This window comes from Caballeronia sp. A2-2 (assembly GCF_057612605.2).
Genome location: NZ_JBVFIR010000004.1, coordinates 454,351 through 470,649 on the forward strand (window position 1 = coordinate 454,351; position 16,299 = coordinate 470,649).

A 16,299-nucleotide genomic window follows, 5' to 3' on the forward strand; every position below is an offset into this window, starting at 1 on the left:
CCTATACGACGAGGCCGCGTCGAAAGATGCAGCACGTTCGTTAGTCCGAACGCGGCGGCTCGGCGATCACGACCGTGTTTGCAATGCGGTCATGCAAGGCCTGCTTGCGCGGGTTGAAGAACACCCACGCAAATCCCGCTCCACAGGTGGCGAATGTGAGCAGATAACCTATCGTGCGTAGCAGCGCTTGCTTCCTTGTCATCGGTAGTTCGCTGTCGGCATCCACGATTCTGATTCGAACGACACGTTTCCCCGGCGACGTTCGCCACATCGCCCACAGAACACCGGTAATCAGAATGGGCACGAGTTGGGCTTCGAACGCCGACAACAAGAGAAAGGTGGCGATGCCATCGGTCGATAAAGGAATGTCCTCGATCGACGAGCCGAGAGGAATGAAAAGCGCGATGACGGTCCACCAGATCGAATCGAGAAACAATGCACGAGAGCGCTGGGAGAACGTCGCGTAATGCGTGAGACGGGTCATGACTTCCTGAGGGACATACAAAGAGAAAACAGCCTGAATTCCCGTCAAGCATGAGCGGCGCAGATAAAAAAAGCCTGCGATACGAATATCGCAGGCTCCATCTGGTCGGTCATTTTAACTCTGCACCAGCGAATGCTTCCGCCGTCCGAACTGACTTGTTCTTGGTGTGTCCGGCACAGGCCCTCGGAAGCAGTCAAAATATCAGACCTTAAAAACCGTAAGCAAGAATTTCGCTTAGTTTTCGTCCATGTCGCGCGTGAACAACGTCATTTTTACGTCAGTTCGGTCGTTCTTTTTTTACTCTAACGAATTCATAGGAACGCGAAGCAAAGAAAGAAGGCGTTGCTGTAAGCAGCAACGCCTTAAAAGTTCAAGCCACCGAGGGCCGGCTGGAACCTGAGAGAAGGACTCGCCGTGCATCGCGAGTGAGTTCACTATAGCATCGCTATTCCTTAATGAAATATGCACGGCGGAAGCCTATTCTGCATCGGTCAATTGCTCGTGAATCATATTATTGCGGCGCTTCAGGCGCGCAATCGTTTTCGCCTTTGACCTTTCAAAGCGCAAACGCTACCTATTCGACGGAAATCGAAGGGATTGCATTGAGGGCAGAAGGAAAATGGTTTTAGAGCATTTGCTCAAGTTTCATACGATTGTATGAATACGGCACAAAACGCTTAACCAAGCTGCTCGTCGATGGTTCGCGTGAGCGGCGACACCACATCGCCGGTGTGCTTCGTCTGAACCGGCTCGATCAGCATGATCCAGCATTCCTCATCGGCGATGGGATTGTGCAGCGTGGCTCGTGGCACGACATGCATCGAGCCTGCGGACAAATCGACCGCGCGCCCGCCTTCGTATTCGATCCTGAGACGCCCGCGCACGATGAAAAACAACTCATCCTCGTGCGCGTGGTCGTGCCAGACGAGTTGCCCTTTTACTTTCGCGACCTTCACATATTGATCGTTGACCTGCGCGACGACTTTTGGCGACCAGTACTCCGTAACATCGTCGAAAGCCGTGTTCAGATCGAATATTTCCGCAAAAGGATGAGTTGGCATGATTACGTCCAGGTTGGAATGACAGAGACGGCGAGCAGCACGCCCATTGCAAGATTGAGCATGCGCCATTGCCGCTGCGTTCGAAAGAGCCGCGCAAGCAGCGCGCCGAGCGCGCACCAGAGCGCAAGCGACCCGCACGCGGCAACGCCAAAAGCCGCGCCGAGCAGCATCGCGAGATGAGTGGGATTGTTTGCAAGCAGCGCGAACGATGCCGCCGCGCCAACCGTCATCGCCCAGCTCTTTGGATTGAGCCAGAGGAGCAGCGCGCCATTGACGAGCGTGACCGGCTGCGTGGGTCCGTTGCTCGCATTCGGCGGCCCGCTGCGCGCGATGCGCCACGCAAGCCACAGCAGATAAGCGGAACCGAGTGCCTTGACGATGGTTTGCAGCGCAGGCATCGCCAGCAGCAGGCTGCCGAGTCCGAGCGCGGCGACGGCGGCGAGCACCGCAAGACCCATCGCGATGCCGAGCATCAGCGGAATCGAACGCACGAAACCGAAGCGGGCGCCGGACGCGGTGGCCAGCGTCGTCGCGCCGCCGGGCGTCACGGTTGCCACCAGAACGAAAAGAAGAAGTGCAATCACGGAGGCGAGCATCGAATCGAACGAGTCTTGCACTCTACGGAACGCGCACGCATCATGAAAGGCAATAATCTTGATGCCGTGCATTACGGAGCATAATGCGTCGATGAGCCGAAACCTCGATCTCGATCTGATCCGCACCTTCGTGGCCGTCGCCGATAGTGGCAGCATGACGGTCGCGGCCAATCTCTTGCACATGACGCAAGGCGCCGTCAGCCAGCAGATAAAACGTCTTGAAGACGTGCTTGATTGCCTGCTGTTCGTGCGCAAGACGCGCAAGCTGGAACTGTCCCGGCAAGGCGAACAGTTTCTCGTGAAGGCGCGGCAACTGCTGCGGCTGAACGACGAAATCTGGTCCGACATGACCGCGCAATCTTTGCGCGGAAGTCTGCGCGTGGGTGTTCCCTACGATCTCGTGACGCCTCTTGCGCCCGCCATGAAAGCGTTTGCGGAAGCGCATCCGCATGTGGAGATATCGCTTGTGTGCGCGGCGTCGCCGGAGTTGAGCGAGGCGGTGAATGGCGGGCGCGTGGACGTGTCGCTCGTCGAATACGTGGCGAGCGAAGCCGAAGGTGAAGTGGTGCGGATCGAGCCGCTCGCATGGGTGAAGGGACGCGACAGTGATGCATGGAAGAAGCGCCCGTTGCCTTTGTCGATGGTGGACGAGCGTTGCGCGTTCCGCCCGGTCGTGCTCGATGCGCTCGCGGACAAAGGCATCGCGTGGCGCACGGTGTTCGAGAGCGGCAACATCGAGGCGACTGCCGCGACGGTGCGGGCGGGGCTTGCCGTTACCACATGGCTCGTGTCCACCGTGCCGCCGGATCTTGAAACGCTTGTGCCTCAAACGGTTGGGTTGCCTGCGTTGCCGCCGTTTGCTATTTGTCTGCGATTGCCTGCGGCTGTGCAGCCTGCTGCACTGGAATTCGCGCGATGCGTTAGGGAGTTGATGTCGAGTAATGTGGCTGTGATTGGGAAGTTTGAGAAGACTGCTTAGGTTTGTTGGCGGGTTGCTTTTGTTGTTCTTTTGTTGTTCTTTCGTGCAAGGGGCTGCTGTTGGTTGTGTTGTTTATTCAGTAGCCGCCTCCCCGGCGGGGGGGTAACTTTCTTTGCTGCTGCAAAGAAAGTCACCAAAGAAAGCAGCTTTTACCCCCATGCACGATGGCGGGAGAGGGTGGTCTGGATTAACGATGCAGTGGCCGCAATAGGACCTTCCACGTATAGAGCCGCTTAGGCAACCTAGCGATTACGCGCTCTAACTCTCTAGTCTAAGTGGACCGCAGTCATTCTTTCGGCCATGCGCTGCGCGCGCCGAGAGCTTTAGAACGGAATCCCGCAGCCTATAAGCGCCCAGCCACCTCACACTTCCCCGCAAAATTGCTATTTGGCCCTACCTTGGTTAGTGCTCCGACTAAAGATGACTTGCGTTGGTGTGCGCGCTTTGCCCAGAAGCGCTTACCAAGGTAGGGCCCAATGGGAGAGGTGCGATGTGGCGTGATGTGGCTGGGCGCTGATACGCTGCGGGGTTCCGTTCTTACGTTCTCGGCGCGCGTAGCGCATGGCCGAATGAATGAATGCGGACCACTGAGCGTTGATGATTCGAGCGCGCAATCGCAGGTTGCCTAAGCGGCTCGTTATGCGTGGAAAGTCCTATTGCGGCCACTGCACCAGTTAATCCAGACCAACCCTTTCCAGCCATCGTGCATGGTGTAAAAAGCTGCTTTCTTTGGTGACTTTCTTTGCAGCAGCAAAGAAAGTTACCCCCCCCGCCGGGGAGGCGGCTACTGCAAATAAAGCACAAACAAGAGAAGCCCCTTGCACGACATAGAGACAGCAGCACTCCCCCGCCGCCGCATCATTCCCGATCAATGCGATTGCGTGGATTTTCGACTTCGGCCTGCGCGCACTCGAACGCCGGTTCGTGCCGTGGAAGGGCCGTTAGCGTTTAGCGTTTCCGCGACACGTCATCAATCCAAAGCCGCGCCCAGCGCGATGCATACGCAATGGCATGATCGGCCTCGAAGAAGTAATCCAACGCATCGAACGTGAACGACGAGCCAACCGTCGATGCGCGACGTTCGATAGTCAGATTCGCGGCATACAGCCCGCTTGGCAATGCATACGCGGACGGTGCCACGTCGTATCCCTTGTATAGCATGAAGATTTCCATGAAAGCGCCTGCGCACGGAACCGTGCCAGGCCTTTCATGTTATTACGCGTGCGACGTCATCCAAACGAATGCTTTGGGCTTTGCTAATGATCGCGTCATTCAATAAGTCATGACAGCGCTAAAGCTTATTTTCGCTAAGACTCAATATTCAATACAATGTGCGGACTCTATCGCCTAAGCAAAATAAAGACTATTTCAATGTCCCACGAACACGCACCTCACGATCATCTCGTCGAACATGCCGCGCATGCGGGCGATCCGCTTTCTCGCTGGGTGGCAGTCTTCACGGCGATTCTCGCGGCCTTGTCCGGCTTGCTTCACTACGAAGAAGGCGTGCTGCAAACGCAAGCGCTCGTTTATAAGAATGACGCCGTGCTGCTGCAAAGCAAGGCGAGCGACCAATGGAGCTACTATCAGGCACAATCGAGCAAGGGGCATTTGATGGAGCTTGCCGCCGAACTCGCGCCTGCCGCGCGGCAAGGCTTCTATCGCGATGAAATCAAGAAGTACGAGGACCGCAAGAAGCAGATCGCGGACAAGGCCCACGAGCTTGAACATCAGGTGGAAGAAGCGAATGCGCATTCGGAATCGAGAGAGCATCCGCAGCATTTGTTCGGTCAGGCGCTGGCGTGGTTGAGCGTGGCGATATCGCTTGCGGCCATCACGTCGCTGACGAGCAATCGCAAGCTGTTCGTGCTTGCGGGGTTGATGGGCGTGGCGGGCATCGGCGTATCGATCTTCGCGTTCTTGCAGCTCTAGAGAGTGCGGCGTTAGCTTCCCGGACATTTCAAAGGCTGACCGTTAAGCCCTTCCTGTTCGCGCGTAAAGGACGCAACAGACTTTCCGCCACGTTGCGTCATGCGCACGATATAGATGCTGTCGAAGTCCGCGCTTTCCCAGCGCGGCACGGTGGAGGGATCGCCGCCGTGGTCGCCCACCATCTTGCGCGCGACCTCTTCGATGATCGAATGCTCCCACGCCACGAGCACCGTGCTATTTTCATATTGCGGCGCGAGCAGCGCATCGATGAGCTTGTCTTGCTGCTTGAATCCGATGGACGAATCGATTGGCATGCCGAAGTACACGGCTGTCGGTTCGATGGTCGCAAGCGGACGCACATAATCGTATTTCGCGCCACGGTCGCTTTTCTGCTTGGCTGGATCGGGCGCGAAGATCGCATCGGGACGACCGTACTTCGTTTCGATCACACGCGGCAATGCGAGCGCGCGATTGAGTCCCTGGCAATCGAGTTGCCCCAAACCTTGCTCGGGCTTCTCGCCATGACGAACCATGACGATGGTTTCATCGGCCATGAGCGGCGGCGAGACGACACAGCCCGCAAAGGCAAGGATGGCGATAACGCGGACAGGAGCGCAGCGTGTGGTCATGATGAGGCCTGCAAAAAGACAGGCCTCGATTCTAACAACGCGTGAGAGACCTCACGAAGAACACACCAGCGACGGATTCGCCCAGTCGGCGATATCGCCTACTACGCCGTCTGCGGCATCGGTCACGACGAGGCGCAACGTCTGCTTTCCCGCGAGCTTCACGCGTATCGTTTTGGCCGGCGTCGCAGCGGTGACCGCACCGCTGTCGTACAGCATCATGTTGTCGGCCCACACTTGATAATCGACGGAGCCGGTGGCCGGTGCGGTTGCATCGAGTCCAATATCAGACTGGAAGCTCGTGCAATTCCCATTGAGCCGATAGACGAGTTGCGCGGGCGCATTCACGGTGATGCCATCGACATAGAGCTTGCCATGCAGATCGATGGACGCCGCCGACGCCGCGCCCGTCGGAGTCCGTGCCAGCGATGGATTGGGATTGGACTCGACCATGACCGCGCCGGACTGCGTCGTCGCCCAGATCCAGTCCTGCTCGGCGAGCGCGCCGTCCTTCGCCACCGGATCGATGCCGGTGAGCTTGACGAGGACCGCGCCCGTCGCGGGCACCGTCTGCGTGAGGCTGCCGTTGACCGTGCCAAGGCTCGCGCCCGTCATGAGATCGACCGCTTGCGCCGGACCGCTCAGACCCAGCGCGGCAAGATTCACCGTGATCGGCGCCGCCGATGCGCCGCGATTCAACATCGCCACCGCACGCGTGCCATTGGTCGCGAGCGGCTTGGTCCAGACCTGCAGGTTTCCGTTGGTGTCGGCACTGTCGAGCACCGCCTGCAACGCGAGCTTGTCCTGATTCACGGAGATGATGCCCGCGTTCGTCAAGAGCGCGAGCGTGGCCTGACTTTGCGTGCGCACATCGTTGCCAGCGTTCAGGCCGCTCGACATCATCGCCCACATGATGAAGTGCGCCGTGTCCTGATCCTGCGTCATGCCGTTGCCGACTTCGAGCATGTCCATGTCGTTGAAATAGCCGGGCACGGACCACGCGGCATCCGCTGCGCTGATATCGATGATCGACGTGACCGAGGTGAACTTCGCCGAGATGTCCTGCGAGATGCGCGACATATCGGACCACGCCGGCACGTAGAGCGTGCCATCGGAAGCGAAGTTGGTGACGAGCGTTTGATTCGCGCTATACGGGTTGATGCTCAGGAACATCTGCCTTCCGGTAGCGTCGATGCCTGCGCGCATCGCGGGGAAGGCGCTCAGGTTGCCGCCGCAGAAGTCGAACTTCATGTAGTCCACGCCCCAGTTCGCGAAGGTCTGGGCATCGACGGCTTCATGTCCGAGGCTGCCTGCGCCAACACCTTGCGGATAACTCGCGGGACGTGTGCCGTGCGAAAGTCCCGCACAGGTATTCGTTCCCGCCGATGTATAGAGGCCGAACTTGAGGCCCTTGCTGTGCACGTAGGCCGCAAGTGCCTGCATGCCATCGGGGAACGTCGTGGCGTTCGAATAGAGCTGGCCAGTCACCGGATCGCGGCCGCCGACCCAGCAATCGTCGACCGTCACGGTCGTGTAGCCTGCTGCCGCCATGCCGTTCGATGCCATCGCATCCGCGACTGATTTGACGATTGCTTCGGTATCCTTGCAAGCGAACGTGTTCCACGAGTTCCAGCCCATCGGCGGCGTGGCGAAACGAACTTGCTTGACTGGAATGCCGGCATCGGTCAAGCCTTCGGAAACGCCATTCGCGGCGCCGGAACCGCTACTTCCACCACATGCGGCAATCAGCACGCACAGTACAACGGCCAGCGAAAAGGAAAGAGATTGCGGGCGCATGATGGTGTCTCCTCGTGCTCAGGCTTAGCAAGCCTAAGCTTCGCGAAGGGCAACTGCAATCTGCGGAGCAGCGAGTACACATACCGGGATACGGGCTTGCAGGAGGCTTGCATGGTGCGGCGCACGCTTAGCATTCGACGTGCCGCGTCATTGACCTTATTCCGGCTTCAGGCGTTCTCTCTGCCAGCAGCGCAAACCGAATAAGGGCACCACGCCATACGCGTGATCGAGCAAATCGGACAGCATGTTTTCGTATGCTTCCCAGCGTATTTCATCGAGGTAGAGATAGATTTCAAGCGCAACGAGCGGGGTCGCGGACTGCACGTGACGAATCACTACCGGCAAGTCGCTTCGCACCGCGGGATGCGTGCTGAAATACGCGCTCAGATAGCGGCGGTAAAGGCCCAGATTCGTGCGGCGTTCGTCGTCATCGGGCATCACGCGTCCGCTCATCAACGCAGTCACGCGCGCGAGCACGGCATCGTCGGGAAAGGCGATCGTCTCCACGTCGATATGAATCGAATGCTGCAAGCGACGCGCGCCCGATTCCGTCATGCCGCGCCAGTTCTTGACGCTGTTGGTCAGCAGAAGCTGGCTCGGCAGCATCACGATGGTGTTATCGAAATTGCGCACCTTGATCGTGTTGAGCGCGATGTCGATCACGGTGCCATCCGCGACGAAACCCGGCACTTCTATCCAATCGCCCACGCGCAGCATGTCGTACGCCGCGATCTGAATGCTGGCGACGAAGCCGAGCAATGCATCGCGGAATATGAAAATGAGCAACGCCGTGACCGCGCTTAATCCTGTGAGCAGATAAAGCGGTGATCGCTCCATCAGAAGCGAGATGACTGAGATGAGCGTGACGAGGTAAGCGAAGATGGTCGCGATCTGAAGGAAGCTCTTGATCGGTCTTTCATTCGCGGACGGAAAATGGCTATAGCGTTCCTCGATGCTGTCACGCAGCGCCAGCCCCGCGCGCAGCAGCGTGAAGCACATATAGCAGGCCGCGAGCACCGCGAGCGGCTCGCCCAGCGCCGCGATCAATGGAAACGTGAGGCCCGACAAGAGCGGCGCGGATGCATAGACGATGCCCATCGGCACCAGCGGCGCGAGCCGATGAAACACGCGATGCCGCACTGCCGCGCGCAGCCACACACGGTCCGGCTTGCGCGCGAAGCGCTCGACGATCAGGAGCGCGATCGAACGCGTCACGTAGTAGCACACGATGCTCGACAGCAGAATCAACAACAGCAGCGCGACGATGAGAAGCACCGCGACGTACCAGCTATCTGTGTAAATGCGCAGGTTGGGCCAGCCCGGCCCGCCTTCGATGCGCAACAGGTTGTCGAACATGCACGCTCCCAAGGGTCGCAAGTTACGCGAACCGATTCTTCAGGCGATTTAGTTGTGAAGCGCAGGGTCGAATCTATTGTAAGGGCGATGCCGTCATATGCACCGTTCGCGTTCGCTTCCGGGCATGCGCGCACCACTTCGCATCATCTGCACTAAGAATATTGGCTAAAGCCATGTGGCCTGTCTTTTGCATGAGTCCTTCTGTCGACCAAAAACAGCGGGAACACTCAGCTCATGAAGCTACGCGTCGGTTTCAACTTGAAGTACGTCTGCACGCAGCAAACGCCCGCCGTGCTGATGCTGAACACGCATCCTTCGATGGTGGATCACGTGGTCGAACCGGATCGCATTTCATTCGATCCGCCTTTGTATTCGACCCACTACTATGATTCGTTCGGCAATCTGTGCACGCGTGTTGTGACGCCGGGCTATGGCGCGCTGTCCGTCGCCACTCAAGGCGTGCTCGAAGTGCCGAACACACCGGAAACGTATCCTCAGGACGGCTATCAACATGCGGTCGAAGAACTGCCGGTGGAGTGCCTTCAGTTTCTTCTGGGCAGCCGCTATTGCGAAACAGACCTGCTTCTGAACGCCGCGTGGGGCCGCTTCGAAAGAACGATTCCCGGACGCGACCGGGTGCTTGCCATTTGCGATTACGTGCATAACCACATCAAGTTCGATTACAACGCGGCGCGGGCCACGCGAACGGCTGCGGAAGCGCATCAGGAAGGAATCGGCGTGTGTCGGGATTACGCGCATCTGGCGGTCGCGCTCTGTCGGGCGATGAACATTCCTGCTCGTTACTGCACTGGCTATATCAGCGATGTGAACCTTCCGCCGCCCTATGCGCCACAGGACTTTTGCGCGTGGTTCGAAGCCTATATCGGCGGCACATGGCAAACCTTCGATCCGCGCAACAACGCGCCGCGCACGGGGCGCGTGCTCATGGCGCGTGGCCGCGACGCAGCGGATGTGCCGATCAGCATGACGTTCGGAAACGCGCAACTGGTCGGGTTCGAGGTGATCTGCGAGCCTTATTGAACTCGGTCTAAGGCTGGAACTTCGGCCCGCGCCGCAAGCGTATTGGGCCATGATCGATATCGGCGGGGTCCAGTGTCGTGTCGCCCTGCGTGATCGAGATCGTTTCCTGCGATGCGAGCCGCGCCGCCACTTCTCTCACGCGCGGCATGAGCGCGCGCCATTCGTCTTCATCGGGCGCAAGACTGCGCGCCACGTCGGACGGACAAATCGAGGACGTGGCCGCGCGTTGAGCCAGCAAGCTCAATAAGCACTGTTCGATGTCGTTGTTCGTTACGCTCATTCGCCGGTCCGCAAAAGCATCAGGACTTTCATCCTAATCCCTTAGGGCCGAACCTCGCCCGCTTCGACCTTGCCCACTGCCACCACGGGATTCTCCGGTGCGCCGGGCGTTTGAATCGACCAGAGCGCGAATCCGACGAATGCCGCGACGCATGCCGTAGCCGCGCGGGTGCGCCTGCGCGATTTTATCGGCGCGAATTCGACGCTTGTCACTTTCTCGTTTATGGGCGCTTCGAGCGCCGAACCGCATCTCGGGCACTGCGCCACGAGCGTGCGCGCCTCCCCGCCGCATTCACTGCAAATAATGGAAACCATTGCTTGTCTTTCGCCGATGTCGATTGCCATTGCAATAACGGCATTTCGCGTGCGGTCTTTAGTTTTTATTAGCCGATGCTTGGGTTGTGGGTGGTGCTGTCGTTATGTCGTGCAAAGGGCTTGTGTTGTTTGGGCTCTTTATTCAGTAGCCGCCTCCCCGGCGGGGGGGTAACTTTCTTTGCTGCTGCAAAGAAAGTCACCAAAGAAAGCAGCTTTTACCCCCATGCACGATGGCGGGAGAGGGTGGTCTGGATTAACGATGCAGTGGCCGCAATAGGATGTCCCTCGTTCGGTTAAGCGTGTGGGCAACCTGGCGATTTCGCGCTCGAATCCTTTAGCTTTAGTGGACCGCATTCATTCCTTCGGCCATGCGCTGCGCGCGCCGAGAGCTTTAGAACGGAATCCCGCAGCCTATAAGCGCCCAGCCACATCTAACTTCTCCGCAAGATTGCTATCCGGTCCTACCTTGGTTAGTGCTCCGACTAAAAGGTACTTATGTTGGTGTGCACGCTTTGCCCAGAAGCGCTTACCAAGGTAGGGCCGAATGGGAGAGGTGCGATGCGGTGTGATATGACTGGGCGCTCATACGCTGCGGGGTTCCGTTCTAAAGCTCTCGGCGCGCGAAGCGCATGGCCGAATGAATGAATGCGGACCACGAAGGCTTAAGGATTCGAGCGCGAAATCGCTAGGTTGCCTAAACGGCTTGTTATGCGTGGCAAGTCCTATTGCGGCCACTGCATTGTTAATTCAGGCCGCACTTTCCAGCCAGCGTGCATGGGGTAAAAAGCTGCTTTCTTTGGTGACTTTCTTTGCAGCAGCAAAGAAAGTTACCCCCCGCCGGGGAGGCGGCTACTGCAATAAAGACACAAACAACAGCAGCCCCTTGCCCGACAAAACAACAAAACCCTCCCCCTACGCCATCCTAATTAATTAGCAGCCCTCGCACACGCAGAAGATTACAACACCCTTGCGCAAACCCCGACCACGCCCTCCTTCACGCCTGTCACGCCCCCGACACCCACAAGCGTCATCCTATCGTCACGAACGGGGACGCCGTAGCTGACGAAAATCATTCAACATTCCTTACAGTCTCGACGTAAGCCACCCGTCTATCCCCATATCAAACAAGGAGCTTTCGCATGTCCAACAGCGCAGCAACAGAGAACGTGCGAGCAGCGTCGATACGATCGGTTCAGGATTACATCGACGAACAACCGATGTGGCCGGACGGCACACGCATCCCTTCCATTCCGATGACGAAGATGCAGTGGCGCATCTGGTCGCTCGCCGCAGCAGGAAAGTTCTTCGAAGGGTTCGTCGTGTTCATGACGGGCGTGGCCTTGCCGCTTATCTCGCGGGAATTCGGCATCAGCGCGGCGCAGAACGGCTTTATTAGCGCCGCGAGTTTGTGCGGCATTCTGGTCGGCGCAGTGGGACTGGGCGGCATGTCGGATCATTTCGGACGCAAGCGCATGTTCATCGCGGAGATGATTATCTTCGTGGCGTTCCTCGTGCTGCTCGTGCTGTGCACGAACTTCATCTCGCTGGTGATCTGTCTGTTCGGTCTGGGCGTGGCGCTCGGCTGCGATTATCCGACCGCGCACATGATCATCTCCGAAAGTATTCCGAGCACGAGCCGGGGCAAACTCGTGCTCGCGGCGTTCGCGTTTCAGGCGGTCGGCGCATTGGCGGGCACGGGCGTGGGCTTTCTGGTGCTGTCGCTGTACCCGACGCTCGATGCATGGCGCTGGATGTACGGCACCGCGATCTTTCCCGCCTTGCTGGTCACCATCGGGCGCTTCTTCATCACCGAAAGCCCGAACTGGCTGCATGTGCGCGGCGCGACCGAACGCGCCGAACTGGCCGCGCGCCGTCTGCTCGTTCGCTCGCCGCAGTATCCCGCCGAGATCGTCCTCGCGCATGCCATGGCGGCAGCCGAAGGCGCACACGAGAAAGGCAGCTTCCTGGCGTTGTTCAAGCGAAAGAATCTGCGCGCGACGATCTTCGCCTCCGCGCCGTGGTTCCTGCAGGATCTGGGCACGTATGGCATCGGCATCTTCACGCCGACGATTCTCGCCACCGCGTTCGGCGCGAAGTCCGATCACGTGCGCAGTATCGCGGACCTGATTCTCAACGACATTCTCGCGGCCAAGGGCGCGGCGCTCATCACGACGCTGCTCATCATCGGCATTGTCTTCGCGGTCATGCTGGCCGACAAGTTCGGGCGCATCTGGCTGCAGGTCGTTGGCTTCGTGGGATGCGCGGCGGGCCTGCTGGTCGCATCGGTCTCGGACAAGTTCGATGGCACGATGAAAACCACTATGATTTTCGCGGGCTTCATGCTGTTCAACTTCATGACGAATCTCGGTCCGAACGCGCAAACGTATTTGCTGGCGGGCGAGGTCTTTCCCACTTCGATACGCGGCACCGGCGCGGGCTTCGCCGCAGCCGTCGGCAAGATCGGCGCGGTCGCCACGGCCTTTCTCTTTCCGATTTTGCTCAGCAGCATCGGCACCGGTCCGCTGCTCTACATCCTCGTTGGAACGTCGCTGCTGGGCGCGGTTGTCACGTGGATCTTCCGTATTGAAACCAATGGCGTGAACCTCGACCAGATCGGCCGCTAGGCCTTCAACATGCACGACGGAGACTCAGATGGTTCATCACGGAAAAACGCTTTGCATGGCCGCATTGACGATGCTTTTCTGCGCGTCCTGCTTTGCACAGGACACCACGCTCACCGAGACCGGCTCGACCTTGCTGTATCCGCTCTTCACGACATGGGCCGCGCAATATGCCAGGTCGCATCCCGGCGCGCATATCGAAATCGCCGCGACGGGTTCCGAAGCGGGCATTCAGCAAGTGATCGCAAGCAAGGTGAATATCGGTGCTTCGGATGCCTATATGTCTGACGCGGACATCAGAACGCATGCCGATATCATCAATGTGCCGCTTGCGATTGCGGCGCAATCGGTCAACTACAACATTCCCGGCCTGAACGCGATGCATCTGAAACTGGATGGCCCGACGCTCGCCGCCATTTATTCGGGCGTCGTGCGTTCATGGAATGCGCCGGAGATCGCCGCGCTCAATCCGGGCGTCACGTTGCCCCGTCATGCGATCGTGCCGATCCGCCGTGCTGAAGGTTCCGGCGACACGTTCGTGTTCACGCAATTCCTGACCTTCTCGACGCCTTCGTGGGAAAGCGACCACGGATTCGGCACGACCATCGCATGGCCCAACTCGCCGGGCAGCATGACCGCCGAAGGCAACGCGGGCATGGTCAAGGCGATTGCATCGACGGAGTATTCGATCGGTTATGTCGGCGTGAGTTACAGCGACAGCATCGCGCAGGCGAAGCTCGGCACGGCGGCGCTCAAGAACGGCGCGGATGAGTTCGTGTTGCCGACGCGGGACAGCATCATGGCGGGCGCGGCATCGCTCGGTGCGCGCACGCCGCCCGATGAAAGGCTCACACTCGTATTCGCGCCAGCGAGTGGCGCGTATCCGCTCGTGAACTATGAATACGCGGTTGTCTCGACCCGGCAATCCGACCCGGCCACCGCCGACGCCATTCGCCGTTTCCTGCTCTGGACCATCGTGCCATCGGAGGAAAACGAAGCTTGGCTGAACGCGGCGCACTTCATTCCCTTGCCGCCGCACACGTGGGAATTGAGTCAGGCGCAAATTCGTTCAATCAAATAACAATCAGGCTAACGAACTATGTTGATCGCATGCGTGGCGTATCAGGACGGCAAGAAACTCGGCGACATCAGCGCCGAACAGATCAGCGAATTCGTCAGGAAACCGGAATGTTTCGTCTGGGTCGCACTCAAGGACCCGGAGCCCGACGAACTCGACACCATGAAAAAAGAGTTCGGGCTGCACGAACTCGCCGTGGACGATGTGCGCGCGCATCATCAATGGCCGAAGATCGAGGAGTATGGCGATTCGCTTTTCACGGTCATGCACCCGGTCGAAGTGCTCGCCGATGGCGGCCTGAACTTCGGCGAGGTGAATGTATTCGTCGGCGAGAACTATGTGCTTTCGGTGCGCAAGCACGTCGCGCACGGCTTTCAGAAAGTACGCGAAAGATGCGAAGCCGAACCGCCGCTATTGAAGCAGGGTTCGGCATTCGTTCTCTATGCGTTGATGGACGACATCGTGGACGGCTACTTCCTCGTGCTGGAAACGCTCACCAGCGAACTGGAAGAACTGGAGGACCGCATTTTCAAGCCACAGGAGCACAACGACGCGCGCGAACTGATCGAGGAGTTGTATCGCTTCAAACGGCGGCTCGTGCTGCTGCGGCATCATGTCGGGCCGTTGCTCGAAGGCGTGGGCAAGCTGACCGGCGGACGTGTGCCGAGAATCTGCGAAGGCATGACCGCCTATTTCAAGGACGTTTATGCGCATCTCGAACGCATTGTCAGCGGCATCGAAGGACGGCGCGAAATGGTCATCACGGCGGTGCAGGTCAATCTCGGCATGATCGCGCTGGCCGAAAGCGAAATCACCAAACGCCTCGGCACTTTCGCCGCGCTGTTCGCCGTGCCGACGATGATCGCGGGCATCTACGGCATGAACTTCGAGCACATGCCGGAGCTTCATAGCCAATACGGTTACCCGGTCGTCATCGCCGCGATCATCACGATCGATACCCTGCTGTTCCGCTGGTTCCGGAAACTGAAATGGATCTGAGCGCGCGCCCGATTCAGTCCGCGATTCGCCGCACGCGCCGCGCCGCCGAACGAATCTTGAGGTCCTTCTGCTCTCCCAGCCATTGCAGCGAAGCCTGAACGGCTTCTGGCGGAACGGCTTCGAACGATGTTTCGCGAATGAGATTTTCGCTTGCCGCGATATCGTTGAATTTGCCCAGTTCGTCCTGCGCCGATGCAAGACGCTTGATGGCGCGGCGGTGACCGCCCTTGATGACCGGCTCGAAAAATTCAAGCAGGTATCGTAGCTTCTTGCCCGCCTTGCGAACGTCGTGCAGATCTTCTTCGAGCGACGCTTCACGCCGCGACGCACGCTTGCAGCGCTTTTTCACGGCGCGCCGTGCGAGGCGCACGCGCTCCTCCGCGAATGCCCGGACGGGAAGATCGTCGCAGCGCGAACGAAGCGTGGTTTCCGCATCGAGCAAGGCATGGTTCAGGAAGACTTCGACATCGGCTGTCCTGATGATCGACTGACTCACGGCCACGGCCTGCGCCCGCTTCTCGCGCGCGGCATTCAGCATGAGTTCGATGGAGGCGTCCGATTCCTGCGCGACGCGCATGAGTTGTCCCGCGATGTCCCAGTCGCGAGTGCCACCGGCGACATCGGCCAGCCGCTTGAAACGATCGATGGCCTGCGTGGTGGTTTCCGCGCCCAGATACGGGGAATAGGCCCAATACAGCGCGCGGAGCTTTCTGAACGCCACACGAAGCTGATGAAAACCTTCTTCGTCGCCGTGCGTGCTGAGTTCGCGTGCTCGCTGGACCGCTTCCGCGACCACCGGCTTCGCCATCAACGAGAAAGAATGCGCGATGGAACTCGACCTGGAGAGCGACGGTGTATTCGTGCGGGCGAGCTTGAAAAGCGCGTTTGGCCTTGGCAAGGGCCAGTCACCATCCATATCCATTTATTCCTCTTGGTCGGACAAGAATCAATTTTTGTCCAGACCTTAGCATAGTGAACTCATTCGTCACGCATTCTGGCGTGTCATAGCTCCATGAATTTTTTATGTCACACTGCAAAAGAACCGAAAGAGATTGAATTTTATTTAAAACGAGGTTGACGCAAAGCAGTTTTGTAATAGCATTACGGGATACTTTGCGTCTCGGACCGTCAAGCT

General features: G+C 58.6%; 16 protein-coding genes. 6 read left to right on the forward strand and 10 right to left on the reverse strand.

From position 1 onward, the window contains the following. Positions 1-40: 40 nt before the first annotated feature. The 3 genes from ACZCWR_RS33055 to ACZCWR_RS33065 all read right to left on the reverse strand — a co-directional run bounded on the left by ACZCWR_RS33055 (position 41) and on the right by ACZCWR_RS33065 (position 2,141). Positions 41-484: an RDD family protein gene (locus ACZCWR_RS33055; protein ID WP_487306292.1), complete on the reverse strand. Its 444-nt coding sequence runs from the start codon at positions 482-484 to the stop codon at positions 41-43. A gap of 677 nt (positions 485-1,161) precedes the next feature. Further along, positions 1,162-1,545: a cupin domain-containing protein gene (locus ACZCWR_RS33060; protein WP_487306293.1), complete on the reverse strand. Its 384-nt coding sequence runs from the start codon at positions 1,543-1,545 to the stop codon at positions 1,162-1,164. Positions 1,546-1,547: 2 nt separating this feature from the next. After that, complete coding sequence (locus tag ACZCWR_RS33065) at positions 1,548-2,141, reverse strand: LysE family translocator (protein ID WP_487306812.1); 594 nt, start codon at positions 2,139-2,141, stop codon at positions 1,548-1,550. A gap of 91 nt (positions 2,142-2,232) precedes the next feature. Here ACZCWR_RS33065 and ACZCWR_RS33070 point away from each other — a divergent pair, with 91 nt between their 5' ends. Continuing rightward, positions 2,233-3,120, forward strand: a complete 888-nt coding sequence (locus tag ACZCWR_RS33070; RefSeq protein ID WP_487306294.1) for a LysR substrate-binding domain-containing protein — start codon at positions 2,233-2,235, stop codon at positions 3,118-3,120. Between the two features lie 948 nt (positions 3,121-4,068). Here the strand turns inward: ACZCWR_RS33070 and ACZCWR_RS33075 are convergent. Beyond that, complete coding sequence (locus ACZCWR_RS33075; RefSeq protein WP_487306295.1) at positions 4,069-4,293, reverse strand: hypothetical protein; 225 nt, start codon at positions 4,291-4,293, stop codon at positions 4,069-4,071. A gap of 198 nt (positions 4,294-4,491) precedes the next feature. On the opposite strand from ACZCWR_RS33075, the gene ACZCWR_RS33080 reads away from it, so the two are divergent. After that, a complete protein-coding gene (locus ACZCWR_RS33080) occupies positions 4,492-5,052 on the forward strand; it encodes a DUF4337 domain-containing protein (protein ID WP_487306296.1) in 561 nt (186 codons plus the stop codon). Between the two features lie 11 nt (positions 5,053-5,063). Here ACZCWR_RS33080 and ACZCWR_RS33085 read toward each other — a convergent pair whose 3' ends face one another. From ACZCWR_RS33085 to ACZCWR_RS33095, 3 genes are all read right to left on the reverse strand, one after another. Continuing rightward, on the reverse strand, positions 5,064-5,681 hold the full coding sequence (locus ACZCWR_RS33085; RefSeq protein ID WP_487306297.1) for a histidine phosphatase family protein: 618 nt from the start codon (positions 5,679-5,681) through the stop codon (positions 5,064-5,066). 51 nt (positions 5,682-5,732) lie between these two features. Then, the gene (locus ACZCWR_RS33090; protein ID WP_487306298.1) at positions 5,733-7,475 is read right to left on the reverse strand and encodes an NPCBM/NEW2 domain-containing protein; all 1,743 of its coding nucleotides are present in this window, start codon (positions 7,473-7,475) and stop codon (positions 5,733-5,735) included. A gap of 156 nt (positions 7,476-7,631) precedes the next feature. Beyond that, a complete protein-coding gene (locus ACZCWR_RS33095) occupies positions 7,632-8,831 on the reverse strand; it encodes a mechanosensitive ion channel family protein (protein ID WP_487306299.1) in 1,200 nt (399 codons plus the stop codon). Positions 8,832-9,065: 234 nt separating this feature from the next. Between ACZCWR_RS33095 and ACZCWR_RS33100 the strand changes: the two genes are divergently transcribed. Further along, positions 9,066-9,872 (forward strand): transglutaminase-like domain-containing protein, encoded by an 807-nt coding sequence (locus ACZCWR_RS33100; RefSeq protein WP_487306300.1) that lies wholly within the window; start codon positions 9,066-9,068, stop codon positions 9,870-9,872. A 7-nt stretch (positions 9,873-9,879) separates the two neighbouring features. Here ACZCWR_RS33100 and ACZCWR_RS33105 read toward each other — a convergent pair whose 3' ends face one another. Together ACZCWR_RS33105 and ACZCWR_RS33110 are read right to left on the reverse strand one after the other, a co-directional pair. Further along, positions 9,880-10,152, reverse strand: a complete 273-nt coding sequence (locus ACZCWR_RS33105) for a DUF3253 domain-containing protein (protein WP_487306301.1) — start codon at positions 10,150-10,152, stop codon at positions 9,880-9,882. A 41-nt stretch (positions 10,153-10,193) separates the two neighbouring features. After that, entirely contained in the window at positions 10,194-10,466 is a 273-nt protein-coding gene (locus ACZCWR_RS33110; RefSeq protein ID WP_487306302.1) for a hypothetical protein, read from the reverse strand. A gap of 1,139 nt (positions 10,467-11,605) precedes the next feature. Between ACZCWR_RS33110 and ACZCWR_RS33115 the strand changes: the two genes are divergently transcribed. Genes ACZCWR_RS33115 through corA form a run of 3 tightly spaced genes read left to right on the forward strand, consistent with a single transcriptional unit; the run spans position 11,606 to position 15,164 of the window. Further along, positions 11,606-13,090 (forward strand): MFS transporter, encoded by a 1,485-nt coding sequence (locus tag ACZCWR_RS33115; RefSeq protein ID WP_487306304.1) that lies wholly within the window; start codon positions 11,606-11,608, stop codon positions 13,088-13,090. A 55-nt stretch (positions 13,091-13,145) separates the two neighbouring features. Continuing rightward, on the forward strand, positions 13,146-14,168 hold the full coding sequence (gene pstS, locus ACZCWR_RS33120; RefSeq protein ID WP_487306305.1) for a phosphate ABC transporter substrate-binding protein PstS: 1,023 nt from the start codon (positions 13,146-13,148) through the stop codon (positions 14,166-14,168). An 18-nt stretch (positions 14,169-14,186) separates the two neighbouring features. Next, positions 14,187-15,164 (forward strand): magnesium/cobalt transporter CorA, encoded by a 978-nt coding sequence (gene corA / locus ACZCWR_RS33125; RefSeq protein ID WP_487306306.1) that lies wholly within the window; start codon positions 14,187-14,189, stop codon positions 15,162-15,164. 13 nt (positions 15,165-15,177) lie between these two features. On the opposite strand, the gene ACZCWR_RS33130 is transcribed toward corA, so the two are convergent. After that, the gene (locus ACZCWR_RS33130) at positions 15,178-16,086 is read right to left on the reverse strand and encodes a CHAD domain-containing protein (RefSeq protein WP_487306307.1); all 909 of its coding nucleotides are present in this window, start codon (positions 16,084-16,086) and stop codon (positions 15,178-15,180) included. Positions 16,087-16,299: the final 213 nt, after the last annotated feature.

What these genes read in the sequence shown, in the direction of transcription:
- ACZCWR_RS33085 (WP_487306297.1), bottom strand. Translation starts at nt 5,681, where the DNA reads ATGACCACACGCTGCGCTCCTGTCCGCGTTATCGCCATCCTTGCCTTT.
- ACZCWR_RS33055 (WP_487306292.1), bottom strand. Translation starts at nt 484, where the DNA reads ATGACCCGTCTCACGCATTACGCGACGTTCTCCCAGCGCTCTCGTGCA.
- corA (WP_487306306.1), top strand. Translation starts at nt 14,187, where the DNA reads ATGTTGATCGCATGCGTGGCGTATCAGGACGGCAAGAAACTCGGCGAC.
- ACZCWR_RS33065 (WP_487306812.1), bottom strand. Translation starts at nt 2,141, where the DNA reads ATGCTCGCCTCCGTGATTGCACTTCTTCTTTTCGTTCTGGTGGCAACC.
- ACZCWR_RS33070 (WP_487306294.1), top strand. Translation starts at nt 2,233, where the DNA reads ATGAGCCGAAACCTCGATCTCGATCTGATCCGCACCTTCGTGGCCGTC.
- ACZCWR_RS33110 (WP_487306302.1), bottom strand. Translation starts at nt 10,466, where the DNA reads ATGGTTTCCATTATTTGCAGTGAATGCGGCGGGGAGGCGCGCACGCTC.
- ACZCWR_RS33100 (WP_487306300.1), top strand. Translation starts at nt 9,066, where the DNA reads ATGAAGCTACGCGTCGGTTTCAACTTGAAGTACGTCTGCACGCAGCAA.
- ACZCWR_RS33105 (WP_487306301.1), bottom strand. Translation starts at nt 10,152, where the DNA reads ATGAGCGTAACGAACAACGACATCGAACAGTGCTTATTGAGCTTGCTG.
- pstS (WP_487306305.1), top strand. Translation starts at nt 13,146, where the DNA reads ATGGCCGCATTGACGATGCTTTTCTGCGCGTCCTGCTTTGCACAGGAC.
- ACZCWR_RS33080 (WP_487306296.1), top strand. Translation starts at nt 4,492, where the DNA reads ATGTCCCACGAACACGCACCTCACGATCATCTCGTCGAACATGCCGCG.
- ACZCWR_RS33115 (WP_487306304.1), top strand. Translation starts at nt 11,606, where the DNA reads ATGTCCAACAGCGCAGCAACAGAGAACGTGCGAGCAGCGTCGATACGA.
- ACZCWR_RS33075 (WP_487306295.1), bottom strand. Translation starts at nt 4,293, where the DNA reads ATGGAAATCTTCATGCTATACAAGGGATACGACGTGGCACCGTCCGCG.
- ACZCWR_RS33060 (WP_487306293.1), bottom strand. Translation starts at nt 1,545, where the DNA reads ATGCCAACTCATCCTTTTGCGGAAATATTCGATCTGAACACGGCTTTC.
- ACZCWR_RS33090 (WP_487306298.1), bottom strand. Translation starts at nt 7,475, where the DNA reads ATGCGCCCGCAATCTCTTTCCTTTTCGCTGGCCGTTGTACTGTGCGTG.
- ACZCWR_RS33130 (WP_487306307.1), bottom strand. Translation starts at nt 16,086, where the DNA reads ATGGATATGGATGGTGACTGGCCCTTGCCAAGGCCAAACGCGCTTTTC.
- ACZCWR_RS33095 (WP_487306299.1), bottom strand. Translation starts at nt 8,831, where the DNA reads ATGTTCGACAACCTGTTGCGCATCGAAGGCGGGCCGGGCTGGCCCAAC.